Annotated in this window: 10 protein-coding genes; 5 read left to right on the top strand and 5 right to left on the bottom strand. The window is 71.9% G+C overall.

The window, feature by feature from the left end:
* Positions 1–156: 156 nt before the first annotated feature.
* On the top strand, positions 157–1,929 hold the full coding sequence (locus ACTOQ3_RS24420; protein ID WP_440085659.1) for a S8 family peptidase: 1,773 nt from the start codon (positions 157–159) through the stop codon (positions 1,927–1,929).
* A gap of 94 nt (positions 1,930–2,023) precedes the next feature.
* Here ACTOQ3_RS24420 and ACTOQ3_RS24415 read toward each other — a convergent pair whose 3' ends face one another.
* The 3 genes from ACTOQ3_RS24415 to ACTOQ3_RS24405 all read right to left on the bottom strand — a co-directional run bounded on the left by ACTOQ3_RS24415 (position 2,024) and on the right by ACTOQ3_RS24405 (position 4,538).
* Positions 2,024–2,641, bottom strand: coding sequence for a VOC family protein (locus ACTOQ3_RS24415; protein WP_440085658.1), 618 nt, complete (start codon positions 2,639–2,641; stop codon positions 2,024–2,026).
* A gap of 97 nt (positions 2,642–2,738) precedes the next feature.
* Entirely contained in the window at positions 2,739–3,572 is an 834-nt protein-coding gene (gene folP, locus ACTOQ3_RS24410; RefSeq protein ID WP_440085657.1) for a dihydropteroate synthase, read from the bottom strand.
* 96 nt (positions 3,573–3,668) lie between these two features.
* On the bottom strand, positions 3,669–4,538 hold the full coding sequence (locus tag ACTOQ3_RS24405; protein ID WP_350966547.1) for a LysR family transcriptional regulator: 870 nt from the start codon (positions 4,536–4,538) through the stop codon (positions 3,669–3,671).
* A gap of 834 nt (positions 4,539–5,372) precedes the next feature.
* Between ACTOQ3_RS24405 and ACTOQ3_RS24400 the strand changes: the two genes are divergently transcribed.
* Entirely contained in the window at positions 5,373–6,335 is a 963-nt protein-coding gene (locus ACTOQ3_RS24400; RefSeq protein ID WP_440085656.1) for a neutral zinc metallopeptidase, read from the top strand.
* A 159-nt stretch (positions 6,336–6,494) separates the two neighbouring features.
* Positions 6,495–8,594 (top strand): LCP family glycopolymer transferase, encoded by a 2,100-nt coding sequence (locus tag ACTOQ3_RS24395; protein WP_440085838.1) that lies wholly within the window; start codon positions 6,495–6,497, stop codon positions 8,592–8,594.
* A 236-nt stretch (positions 8,595–8,830) separates the two neighbouring features.
* On the opposite strand, the gene ACTOQ3_RS24390 is transcribed toward ACTOQ3_RS24395, so the two are convergent.
* On the bottom strand, positions 8,831–10,822 hold the full coding sequence (locus tag ACTOQ3_RS24390) for a spermidine synthase (RefSeq protein ID WP_440085655.1): 1,992 nt from the start codon (positions 10,820–10,822) through the stop codon (positions 8,831–8,833).
* A gap of 270 nt (positions 10,823–11,092) precedes the next feature.
* Between ACTOQ3_RS24390 and ACTOQ3_RS24385 the strand changes: the two genes are divergently transcribed.
* Together ACTOQ3_RS24385 and ACTOQ3_RS24380 are read left to right on the top strand one after the other, a co-directional pair.
* Positions 11,093–12,451 (top strand): S8 family serine peptidase, encoded by a 1,359-nt coding sequence (locus ACTOQ3_RS24385; RefSeq protein ID WP_440085654.1) that lies wholly within the window; start codon positions 11,093–11,095, stop codon positions 12,449–12,451.
* 4 nt (positions 12,452–12,455) lie between these two features.
* Positions 12,456–12,689, top strand: coding sequence for a hypothetical protein (locus ACTOQ3_RS24380; RefSeq protein WP_440085653.1), 234 nt, complete (start codon positions 12,456–12,458; stop codon positions 12,687–12,689).
* A 97-nt stretch (positions 12,690–12,786) separates the two neighbouring features.
* Here ACTOQ3_RS24380 and ACTOQ3_RS24375 read toward each other — a convergent pair whose 3' ends face one another.
* Positions 12,787–12,924, bottom strand: a complete 138-nt coding sequence (locus ACTOQ3_RS24375) for a hypothetical protein (RefSeq protein WP_440085652.1) — start codon at positions 12,922–12,924, stop codon at positions 12,787–12,789.
* Positions 12,925–13,031: the final 107 nt, after the last annotated feature.

Genomic DNA, 13,031 nt, shown 5'->3' with positions numbered 1-13,031 from the left:
TCCCGATCGCCCGAGGACAACTACATAACAAATTGGTTTACCTCTGTCACGATATTGCAGTAAATATCAGGCTGGCCGACGATGGGGACGCTCCACCGCCGCCCGGGATCCCCGACCGGGATGCCGGGCCCACCCCCCTCCAGGAGGTCCGCGAACATGAGCAAGACCCCCGCCCTCCGATTAGCGGGCTTGGTCACCGCCGCACTCCTGCTCGCCCTCGGGCCGGTCACCCCGGCCTCGGCGCTGCAGCACACGGATCCCGCCGGTTCCACGGGTTCCACCGGTTCCATCGTCAAGGCGGACAGCGCGACCGCGCTCGCCGACAGCTACATCGTGGTCCTCAAGGGCCGCTTCAGCCTCGTCGACCGCGACCGCAGGGCGCGCGAGGTCGCAGAAGGCGAGGGCGCGCAGGTCGGCACCGTCTACCAGCGTGCCATCAACGGCTTCGCCATCCGGGCGAGCGAGGAGCAGGCCCGGCGGATCGCCGCGCGGCCCGACGTCGCCTACGTCGAGCAGGACCAGGAGTTCACCCTGGTCAACCAGGCCGTGTCCTCGTGGGGCCTGGACCGGGTCGACCAGCGAAACCTGCCGCTCGACGGCACCTACACCGCGCCGAACACCGGTTCCGGCGTGCGGGCCTACATCATCGACACCGGCATCCGGGTCACCCACTCCGACTTCGGCGGGCGGGCGCAGGCCGGACGCGACGTCTACGACGACGACAACGACGTGGCCGACTGCAACGGTCACGGCACCCACGTCTCGGGAACGGTCGGCGGCGGCCAGTACGGCATCGCCAAGGCCGTCACGCTGGTCGGCGTGCGGGTGTTCGGCTGCGGCAACAGCACCTCCACCTCGATCATCATCGAGGGCGTGGACTGGGTCACCGCCAACGCGGTCAAGCCCGCCGTGGCCAACATGAGCCTGGGCGGCAGCGCGAGCACCGCGCTCGACACCGCGGTCTCCAACTCCATCGCCTCCGGCGTCGTGTACGCGCTCGCCGCGGGCAACGAGAGCACCAACGCGTGCACCCGCTCCCCCGCGCGGCTTCCCGCCGCGATCACGGTGGGCGCCACCACCAGTACCGACGCCCGCGCGTCCTACTCCAACTTCGGCACCTGCCTGGACCTGTTCGCCCCCGGTTCGGCCATCACCTCGGCCTGGAACACGAACGACACCGCCGCCAACACGATCAACGGCACCTCGATGGCCTCCCCGCACGTCGCGGGCGCGGCGGCGCTGGTCCTGAGCGGCAGCCCCGCCGCCACCCCGGCGCAGGTGCGCGACACGATCGTCACCAATGCCACGCCCGGCGTGGTGACCAACCCCGGCACCGGATCGCCGAACCTGCTGCTGCACGTCGGGGGAGGCGGCCCCGGCCCCGAGCCCACGGTGGTCTACTCCGACGACTTCGAGGCCGAGCGCGGCTGGACGGTCAACCCCGGCGGCACCGACACCGCGACCACGGGCCGTTTCGAGCGCGGCGACCCGGGACAGACGTCGAGCGGCGGCGTGACCACCCAGCCCGGCACCACCCCCAGTGGCACGTACGGGCTGGTCAGCGGTGCGGCGGCCGGGTCGAGCGCGGGTGACGGCGACATCGACGGCGGCGTGACGAGCGCGCAGTCGCCGGCGATCACGCTGCCCGCGAGCGGGACGCTCACCCTGTCCTTCTCCTGGTACCTCGGCCACCTGAACAACGCGAGCAGCGCGGACTACGTCCGGGTCCGCGTGGTCGGCACGACCACCACGACCGTGCTGAACCAGACCGGTGCCGCGTCCAACCGCGCCGCCGCCTGGGCCACCGCCACGGCCAACGTCTCCGGCCACGCCGGGCAGGTCGTCCGTGTCGTCGTGGAGGCGGCCGACGCCTCCGGGGCGAGCCTGGTGGAGGCCGGGGTCGACGACGTCAAGATCACCTCGCAGTAGACCCTCCTGGAATGCGAGGCGCGCCCCCGCCTCGTGATCGGGCCACCCTTCCCCCCGAGGGTGGCCCGGTCCTTCTCTCCCTCGGGACGACGCTCTAAAAGAGCGTGACCCCGCCGATCACGGCCACCAGGCGGGGTTCGTCACCGGCGGCCACCTCCAGCTCGGCCCCGAGCGCGGCCAGGTCCGCGGCGACGGCCGCGGGGTCGGGGTGGCTGGCGGTGAGGGAGGTCAGCTCCACCACGGGCAGGCCGCGCTCGGCGGGGTGCGCCGTCGTCCCCCAGTCGATCAGGAACGGGACCAGGCCGTCGCCGGTGTCGTCGGGCGAGGACGTGAGCCGCCACTCCAGCAGCTCACCCTCCGGGGTGCGGCGCGACATCGGGTGGATCTCGCCCGGCTCGTACCCGCGCTCGCGGGCCCGCGCGACGGTCGCGTCGAGGTCGGCCGGGTGGATCGCCCAGGTGACCAGACGCGGGCCGGGCAGCAGGTCGAGGCCGAACGGCCGGGCGAGGCCGGGATCGGGCTGGTCGGGATCCGGGCCGATGATCTCCAGGTAACGGCGCCCGCCCAGGCCCAGCAGGTGGTTGCGGGTGCCCAGGCCCACGTGGCGCCCGCCTTCCACGGGCTCGACGCCGAGCAGGCCGGTGATCTCCCGTACGGTCGCGTACAGGTCGGGGGTGGCGTAGACGAGGTGGTCGAGTCGTTCTTCCGGCATGGGTGGGGCTCCCGTCCGTGTTCGCGGCGGGCGCGGCGCCCGCGGGAGAGGTGTGCCCGCGAGGCGGGCGTCATCAGCGGTGGCGGCACTGGAACGGTCATCGGCGCAGCCTCGCGACGGTGGCCAGGGCGGCGCGGGCGGACGCGGCGTCGTGGACCCGGAAGACCCGGGCCCCCTGCCAGGCGGAGACCGCCAGCGTGGCCATGGTCCCGGCGTGGCGCTCGTCCACCGGCAGGCCGCCGAGGGCCTCGCCGACGAAGTCCTTGTTGGAGACCGCGACCAGCACCGGCCAGCCGGTGGCGACCATCTCGTCCAGACGGCGGCTGACCTCCAGGGAGTGCCAGGTGTTCTTGCCGAAGTCGTGCGCCGGGTCGATGAGGATCGACTCCCTGGGCACCCCCGTGGCGACGGCGCGCTCGGCGAGGTCGACGGTGTAGCCGATGACGTCGGCGACCACGTCGGCGTAGGCGATACGGTGCGGGCGGGTGCGCGGGGTCACGCGACCGGCGTGCGCGCAGACCAGGCCGATGCCGTGCTTGGCGGCGACCCCGGCCAGTTCGGGGTCGACCCCGCCCCAGGTGTCGTTGAGAAGGTCCGCGCCCGCCTCGGCGACGACCTCGGCGACCTCCGCGCGCCAGGTGTCGACGCTGACGATGAGCCGGGGGTGACGACGCCTCACCTCCGCGACCAGGTCGGCCACCCGGCGGATCTCCTCCGCGGGATCGACCTCGTCGCCGGGACCCGCCTTGACGCCGCCGATGTCGACGATGTCCGCGCCTCCCGCGACGGCACCGTCCACCGCCTCCAGGGCCGCCGCGAAGCCGTACGTCCTTCCCCTGTCGAAGAAGGAGTCGGGGGTGCGGTTGACCACCGCCATGATCGCGAACTCGCCGGGCCGGAACTCACGGCCGCGCAGGCGCAAGATAGTCATCGAGACCGAGCCTATAGCCCGGTGTCGGAGAGGACGGCGCTCCCACCTGCGCCGCCTCTGGGGGAAAACTGGAAGAACTGACGAGCCTCGGGGCTCCTACGCGGCCGACCCACTTTCGGCCACGGACAGGAACTCCTGGGCGATGGCGGGCAGCCGCCGTCGCGCGTGCACGATGGCGATCACCCGGCGGACCGAGGGATCGAGGGTGCGGACCACGAGCCCGGCGCGGGCGGCCTGCTCGGCCATCCCCCGGTACCAGAGCATCGAGGCCGTACCCGAACGGACGGTGCTCAGCCAGTTGCCGCGCTCGTCGAGCTGCGTCGCCACCACGGGGGCCACACCGTGTTTGGCGAAGAGCGCGTCGAACTCCCTGCGCCGGGAACTGCCGGGAACCGGCAGCACCAGCCGCATGCCGTTGAGTCTCCTCATCGGCACCGGGTCGGGCAGGTCCACTCCGGGCGGGGAGATCAGCACGATCTCCTGGCGCTCCAGCGGATGACTGATCAGATCGGTGGGGACGGGCAGGTCCGTCAGGCCGAGGTCGGCCCGCTGGTCCCTGATGGCGCTCACCACGCCGTCCCGCCCGTCACAGCGGACGATGTGAATGCGTACCCCGGGATGTTCGGCGGTGTACGCGGGGAGGAGGCGTCCTGCCAGCCCCGGTTCGAGGCTGGGTATCGAGGCGATGCGAAGCTCCGCCTCGGACGCGTGGCCGTGCGTGGACAGTGACTCGATCTCGCGGACGGCGTCGAGCGCCTCCCGGGCCAGTTTGACCACCCGGCGTCCCTGCGCCGTGACGACCACGCCACGTCCGGAACGTGCGAACAACGTCATCCCGAGCTCTCGTTCCAAATCCCTGATCGCACGGGAAAGGGCAGGTTGTGCGATGTACAGCGACCTGGCCGCGTCGGTCATGGTGCGATGCTCCGCCGTCGCGACCACATAGCGGAGCTGCTGCAGATTCATGATTTGAAGCTAGGTCACGAGCCCTGGATCGGTCCGGTACATCGCGGAGATCACCTCGGATGATTTCGGAATGTAATCGAATGCAGCGACATCCGTGACGGATGATAAATCAGTATGCTTACGCCCCAAATTCGGCAAAAGTCCGGACCTGTAGCTCACATCGGACGCTCGGGTCAACGGGGAGACAGCGTGACAGGCAACGGGCACTACCCCCCACCGCCCCCTCCACCTCGGGGGCGACCACCTCAGACACCACCCGGATGGACGGCTCAGGGCCATCCTCAACCGCCACCGCCGGGATATCCGCAACAGCCGCCACCACCGGGACAGGGATACCCGCACCTGCCCACGTATCCGGGGCAGGCACCCCCGCCGGGACAGGCCGGTCATCCACCGGCACCACCGAGACAGGGAAACCGTCCAGCGTCGCCGCCGGGGCACGGGAGCCACCCGGCGTCGCCGCCAGGACAGGGATTCCCGCCCGGATACGGGTACCCGCCCGCTCCCTCCCGGCAGCCGGTCGCACCCCCGCCACCGCCACCGCCACCGCCAGGCCGGGGGTACCCGCCGGGGCCGCCCCAGGGCCACCCCCAGCCGCCGCCCCCGGGGTATCCGCCGCACTTCCCGCCCCCGCCGGCGCCTCCGCAGCAGCCGCCGCCGGGACAGGGCCACCCGCATCCGCCGACGTGGCCCGGGGGCCCGGCGCCGTACGGGCAGCCGGCCCCGCCACCGCCGCCGGATCCCCGGCAGCGGCACGCCCACCCGCCGCCGCAGTGGCAGCCGCAGCGCCCTCGCTCCGGCGGTGCCGGGGCGATCGTCGGCGGGATCTTCGGCGTGTTCGCGCTGGTGTTCGTCGGGCTCGTGGTGATGGGCGCGGTGGCCAAGAACAGCCGCCGCCCGGATCCGGTCTCGCCGATCGCGATCCCCACCTTCTCGGACAGCAGGCCGTCGTACACGCCCACCGCGGAGCCCGCGCGTACCGCGTCCGCCGAGCCGCGACGGACGACGGCCTCCTCCGACATCTCGGAGGACACGATCACGCCCCCGGTCAAGGTGCGGACGCTCAACACCAGCCTGGAGAACAACACGCTCTACCGGGCCGGAGGGCTTCCCCGGGTGAACTGCCCGGCGGGGTCGGCCAGCATCTACAGCCACAGCCAGCTCAAGGCGCTGATCCTCAGGACGTCCAAGTGCATGGACCGGGGCTGGTCGCAGATCATGCGCAAGCAGGGCATGGACTGGCGCCCGCCCGGCTACGCCCTCACCGCGACGAAGGGCCGCGGCGCCTGTGGCGACTTCCCCTCGCCGGGCAGCATGGTGCCGTACTACTGCCCGCGCAACACCACCATCTACGCCTCGACCAGGGCGATGGCGCGGGGGGTCGGCAACTCCGGCGGGTACGGCTCCATCACCGAGTGGCACGGCGGGGTCATCAGCATGATGGCCCACGAGTACGGGCACCACGTGCAGCACCTGTCGGGACTGTCCGACACCTGGTGGCAGCGGTCGCTGCGGTCCAGCAGCCGGAGCGGGAGGCTCGCGCTGAGCCGCAGGTTCGAGCTCCAGGCGACCTGCTTCGGCGCGATGTTCATGCGCTCGGTCACGGCCAGCTACCCGGTGACCCCGGCCCGGCGCAACACCCTCTACTACTTCTACTCCCGCGTGGGCGACTGGCCCGGCTACCCCCGTGACCACGGCTCCCCGGCGAACAACAACCGGTGGTTCCGCCAGGGCTACGAGAAGAACAAGGCGTTCCAGTGCAACACCTGGTTGGCGCCCTCCTCGTCCACGTCTTAGGCGACATCACGACTTAAGGGATCATTAACCACAGATTGGCTATCTGTCTGTCATGTCCAGGTATGGGGACTAGAATCCTGGCAAATTCCGTTCAATCGGGGAACCTTGGCTGTTTTGCCAGGTAGACCGGGGCAAAACGTAGTAGGAAGCGGTGTGACGATGCGCCTTGGGCAAGACTCGGGGGATCTCGCCGGCGACAGTGGGAAACGGCGCCCCCGGCGCCGCAGCGGAGGCCCGGCCGCGGGCCGCGGCGGCGCGCAAGGTCCGGCCGAGACGCGAATCCCCCCTGGCCCACCCGGCACGCCACCGGCCCAGGACACTCCCGCCGGGGACGCGCACAACGGGATCCGGGCGGTTCCCGACCTGGTCCAGGGCGTACCGGACGGGCGGGGGACGCTCCCCCCGCAGCCTCGGCCCGGCGCACGGGGCGCCGCCAACGGGCAGGAGGCGCGCCCCCTCCCGGGCGCGCACAACGGGCAGGGAATCAACGGACAGGGGATCAACGGGCAGGAGACCCTTCCCCCGCGGGGCGTACCCAACGGGCAGCCGGCGCACAACGGGCACGACACCCTCCCGGCCCAGGGCGCGCCCGACGGGCGGATGGCCTCTCCCTCGCAGGCCGGAGCGGGCACGCGGCCCGGCCAGGCCGCCGGGCCGGGCCAAGGCGCCGGACCGGGCCCGGCGGCGGGGCAGACCGGAGGACCCGCCGGGTCTCCCCCCGGACCTCCCGGTCCGCCCGGGCCCCCCGGTCCGCCCGGTCCGCCCGCCCCTCCCGGGAAGCGGCCGCAGTTCGCCAGGCCGCTGACGGTCGGCGCGCTCATCGGCTGGACCGCGCTGTCGGCGGTCCTCCCCGGCGCGGCGCACCTGCGGTCGGGACACCGCCGCACCGGGTACATCCTGCTCACGATCTTCGGCGCGCTGCTGCTGGCCGCCCTGGTCGGCTGGTTCGCCCTCGGCGGTACGGAGAACGCGGGCTTCGTGGCCCGCGACGGCATTCTGACGACCGCGGTGGTCCTGGCCGTCGTCGGCGCGATCACCTGGTTCCTGCTGGTGCTCTTCTCCTACATCTCCCTCGGGCCCCACCGGCTCAGCGGCAGGGGGCAGATCGTGTCGGGCATCGCGGTCGGCGTGCTGTGCGTGTCGGTGATGGCGCCGTTCGCGCTGACCGCGAGCACCGTGATGACCGGCAAGGAGACGGCCAACGCCATCTTCCAATCCTCCGCGGGCAACCCCACGGCCGTCCCCGTCAAGGACGAGGATCCGTGGGGCGGGCGCAAGCGGGTGAACTTCCTGCTCGTCGGCGGCGACGGCGCCGGGAACCGGGAGGGTGTGCGGACCGACAGCATGACCATGGCCAGCGTGCACGTCGCGACCGGCAACACCGCCATGTTCAGCCTCCCCCGCAACCTCCAGCACGTCCGCTTCCCGCCCGGCAGCGCGCTCGGCAAGCGGTTCCCCGACGGTTTCATGCGCGAGCTGCCCAACGGCGGCCTGCTCAACGAGGTCTGGCAGTACGCCGAGGACCACCCCGAGCTGATGCCCGGGGTCAAGGACGGGCATCGGGGCCCCCGGGCGCTCATGGACGCCATCGGCTACACGCTCAACCTGAAGATCGACTACTACGCCCTGGTCAACATGTTCGGCTTCGCCCACCTGGTGGACGCCATCGGCGGCCTCAGGATCAGGGTGGAGCGCGACGTCCCGTGGGGCGGCCTCTACGGCACCGCCGGAACCATCAAGGCCGGATACCGGAAGCTCTCCGGCGAGGAGGCGCTCTGGTACGGGCGCTCCCGCGTCGGCAGCGACGACTTCTCCCGGATGGCCCGCCAGCGCTGCGTCATCGGCGCCTTTGCCCAGCAGGCCACCCCGTCGGTCGTGCTCACCAACTTCGCCAAGATCGCGGGCGTGGCCAAGAAGATGGCCAAGACCGACATCCCCCGCGAGCTGCTGGAGCACATCATCGAGCTGGGACTGAAGGTCAAGGACGCCAGGATCGTCAGCCTCCAGTTCGTGCCGCCGGAGTTCTACACCGGCTCGCCCGACTGGCAGAAGATCCGTACGGCGACCGCCAGGACGCTGCGCCAGTCGCTGCAGCCCGCCCGCCGCCCCCTGGCCGCGACGGCCTCGCCCGGCACGAGCGGCGCGACGCCCGCCGCCACGCCCAAGCCCTCCAGGTCGGCGGTGGCCAAGCCGAGCCAGACGCCCACCCAGAACGGCAAGGCCGAGGCCCAGTCCCTGGACGAGCTCTGCGGGTTCTGACCGCCCCGCGCGAGCGGCGCCGCCGCTGACGGCCCCGCGCGATCGCCACACGCGTGTGGCCCGCCCTCCTTCGCGGGAGGACGGGCCACAACGCTTTTCCGGGCCCCGGGATGCGGGCCTTCGAAACCCCGGGTTCGAAACCCCGGGTTCAGGACCCCCGAGCCTTCAGGGCCCCCGGAACTTCGGGCCCCCGGGACTCCGGTGGGCTCCGGGCTCCCCGCCCGGAGCCCACCGGCTCAGCCGACCTTGACCGCGCCGCCGCCCCCGGCTCCCCCGCCGCCCGCGACGGCCCCGGAGGTCCTGGGCAGCAGGGCGAAGGCGCCCAGATAGACCAGGCCCGCCACGATCAGCAGCGCCTGGTAGCCGATGACCAGCGCCAGATACTCCAGGCAGCCGCCGACCATCGCGCCCAGCAGGTTGGCGCCGAAGGACACCGTGGCGTCCGCGGAGTCGGCGAAGCGCTTGGCGAACACCACGTTGGCCGCGAAGATCGGCAGGAACGCCACGACCACGGCGGTCACCGCGCGCAGCGGCAGCGGCAGGCTCAGCAGCCAGGAGTTGGGCACCAGCCAGGCCAGGACGAGCCCGGCGAGCAGCACCCCGTACATCACCGGCAGGGACGGCACCCTGAAGCGGCGTGTCACCTCCACCGCGGCGAGCACGGCGACCAGCACCCCGCCGAACACGATCGCGTTCACCACCCAGGTGGTGCCGAACAGCAGCGCGAACCCGGTGACGCTCTTCGTCTCCAGCAGCAGGAACGCCACCCCGAGCAGGAAGAGGTCGGCGTACGGGCGCATCCGCCGGTACGGACCGGCGACGGCGCGCACGGCGAGCAGGCTGACGATGAGGATCAGGCCGAGGGTGATGATGTAGATCTGCGGGATCGTCCGGTCCTTCAGGTAAAGGAAGGGCCGGTCGTCACTGGCCGGCGGCGGGGTGTCGGCCTTCACCCCCGCCCACTCGGACTCACACCGCTGCGCCTCTGCGGTGAGCCCCGCGGTGATCACCGCCTGCTGGCCGGTCTCGCTGACGATGTCGACGCAGGGCTTGTGGCCGAAGGCGGCCTGCATGGTGGAGCCGAGGCGGTCCACCAGCCAGGTCTCGCGGTAGTAGTTGTACATCGAGAAGGCGCCGCCGGGCTTGAGGTGGTCCCTGGCCGCCTCCATCGCCTGCCGGGTGAACAGGTAGCTCTCCAGCCGCAGCGAGCTCGCCCCGGACACCAGGGTGAGCGAGTCGGGCAGCGCGAAGAGGATCAGGTCGTACTTGTCGGAGGTCCGTTCCAGGAAGGCGCGGCCGTCGGTGACGTGGGTGGTGACCCGGGGGTCGGAGTAGGGCTTGTCCGGGTGGTAGGAGCGGCCGAGTTCGAGCAGCTTGGGGTCGATCTCCACGGCGTCCACGTGCTTGGCGCCCTTCGACAGCGCGATGGACACGTCGGTGCCGCTGCCCGCGCCCACGATGAGCACGTTGTCCAGCTTGCCGGAGGCCGCCCGCTCGTACGGCAGGGCGTACTGGCGCTCCCACTCCAGGCGGTTCTTGGCCGGGGTGGCCTGCTGGTGCGGGATGCCGTTGACGTCGATGTTCATCAGCGGCACACCCTCCCAGTAGCCGCGCACGTAGGTCACCTTGTAGTAGGGCGACCACAGCGCCCCGGCCGTCAGCGTCTCCGTCGCGAGGACGCCGACGACGATCAGCGACGGCACGAGCAGCGCCGCGCGGGCCCAGACCTTGCGAGGCCAGAGCAGCACCGCGTAGGCGATCGCGGCGATCGTGCCCCACACCACCGGGGGCGCGCTGAGGAACGACAGCGCGGTGAACAGCGCGATGCCGCTGAGGCTGCCGATCAGGTCGTAGCGGTAGGCCTCCAGCCGTTCGAGCTCGGGGAAGCACCGCCCGACCAGCTCGGCCGGGCCCATCAGCACGATCGCCGCCGCGGCGAAGATCACCGGCAGGATCAGCCAGGGGGGCGGCCCGCTCGCGCTCAGGCTCGTCCAGTACAGGACCCCCTCGGTCTGGCGGTCCACGGTGACCGGGAAGAGCCACACGACCACGACCAGGACGGCCAGCACGATCGGCGAGTAGTACGGCTGCCGGGTGCTGCGTCCCACCCGCAGGAAGCCGAGTCCGATGCCGAGGAAGGACCCCAGCAGGACGAAGTTCGTGAAGTAACTCAGATGAACGATGTTCGACCCGGTCCACCGGATCAGGGCCAGCTCCAGGAAGAGCATGAAGCCACTGGCCACTATCAGTCTGGGCCGCGTGCTCAGCCAGTGTGTGTGCCGGACATCGGGGCTGGGGGGTGGAGTCGTCTCCGCCGCTGCGGTCATGACGCCCAACGCTAGTGATCGGCACCCGCGCAGGGAAGGAAATCCACGCCCATCGTTTGCACGGGTTACATGCCATGAGTCCGGATAGGGAGTGGTTTCAACGGCTGGACGTGATCCAGGCGGATGCAGGAACGTGGTGGGACCCGATCCCCTCGAGCCCCGGTGGTGCACATGCGGGTCCTGCTCCAGCTCCGTCCCTCCCCCGACGTCGTCGCGGCCGTGGCCGACCCCACGGTGAGCACGGCGGCCGCCGACGTCGTCGACGCGCTGCCCGGGGTCGTCGTGGACCCCTCCTTCACCCCGGTCGTCGCGCCCCGGCCGGTTCCCGTCGCCGGGGGCGACCCCCTCTCGCTCAACCAGCCGCTGACGTTCTCCTTCGCCGACGACGAGGCCTCCGTCCTGGTCCGCGGGGAGATCTCCGACGACGAGGTCTCCACCCGGATCACCCTGCTGCCCTCGCTCCGTCCGGACGTCGTGGGAGTCTTCGCCGACCCGGTGATCGAGCGGGGTCTCACCTGCGGCGGAACGGCCCCGGTGGGCGACTGGCGCGACGTGGGGCGACTGCTGAACGTCGCCGAGCTGGCCCGCGAGGGTCTCGACGGCGCGGGCGTCGCGCTCGCGGTGCTCGACACCGGCATCAACGCCGCGCACGTGGCCCGGCGCCTCGACCGCGCCGTGGCCCTCGACGCGCAGCACAGCTGGAAGCCCTCGGGGGTACGGGGCACGGCGGGCGAGTTCCCCGTCGACCACGGCACGATGTGCGCCTTCGACGCGCTCATCGCCGCCCCCGGGGCGTCACTGATCGACGTGCCCGTGCTGCTGTCCCGGCGCCCCGGAGGCAGCGCGCTGGACGGCCTGCTGTCGGACGCGGTGGCGGCCTTCGCCCACCTGCGCACCGTCCTCGAGGCCCAGCCCGCCGCCTCGCGCTCCCTGGTCGTCAGCAACAGCTGGGGTTCCTTCTCTCCCGACTGGGACTTCCCCGCGGGCCATCCCGGCAACTACTCCGACAACCCGGCCCACCCGTTCAACCTGATCGTCTCCAGCCTGGAGCGGGCGGGCGCCGACGTGCTGTTCGCCGCGGGAAACTGCGGGCGTGACTGTCCCGACGGCCGGTGCGCGTACCCCGACCGGCCGATCACGGGCGCCAACTCCCACCCGCGTGTCCTGTCGATCGGCGGCGTCGACATCCGGGGCCAGCGGGTCGGCTACTCCTCACAGGGTCCGGGCCGCCTCACCGCCCGCAAGCCCGACCTCTGCGCCTACACCCACTTCTCCGGCTCGGGGGCCTTCGGCGACGACGAGGCCGACTCGGGCACCTCGGCCGCGTGTCCCGTCGCCGCCGGGCTGGTCGCGGCCGTGCGCACCCTGTGGCCCTCCTCGCGCCTGTCACCCGCCCAGCTGCGCACCCTGCTCCGGCGTACCGCCGACGACCACGGCGCCGTCGGGTTCGACCACGACTACGGCTACGGCGTCGTCGACACCGCCGGAATGCTCGCCTCGTTGCGCCGCCGCGCCAAACGCGTAGCGTGAGTGCATGCTCCTGATCACCGTACGGCTCCCGCCCGACGCGACGCTCGCGCAGGCCATGCGGCGCCTGGAGTTACCCGAGGAGGACGTCGACACCGACTACGGCCTGGTGCTCATCGACCCCGACCAGGGCCTGTACGGCCTGCGGGTGAGCGAGTCCGCCGCCCGCCGGGTCGCCCCGGGGGCGGACGGGGGCCCCTACTCCGACCCGAGGATCGAGCCGTACGGCCCCCCGGGCTGAACACCGCGCTCGCCGGGTGGGGCCCTTTGTTCCGGGCCGGCCCCTGTTCCGGCCCGGCGGCGGCGCGGCCGCGAGAGCCGATCGGCGAGAAGGGTGGTCAGGCGTTCTCGCGGTTGAAGACGCGGGTTCCCACGACGACGCAGAGCACCGACAGGGTCACGGTCACCGCGACGCCGAGGCCGACGGTGCCGCTCGCGTAGTCGCCGTTGAACAGCTCGCGCATGGCCTCCAGCACGTAGCGGAACGGCTTGACATCCTCCCCCGTCTGAAGGCGGGGGATTCCAACAGCAACTACCCCACAAGGAGGAGGTCGCGTTGAGGTTCACGGTTCACAGGCTCCGG

This window comes from Streptosporangium sp. LJ11 (assembly GCF_051918945.1).
GTDB lineage: Bacteria > Actinomycetota > Actinomycetes > Streptosporangiales > Streptosporangiaceae > Streptosporangium.
The sequence above is the reverse complement of the archived record's forward strand: the minus strand, read 5'-3'. Positions and strand labels throughout refer to the sequence as shown.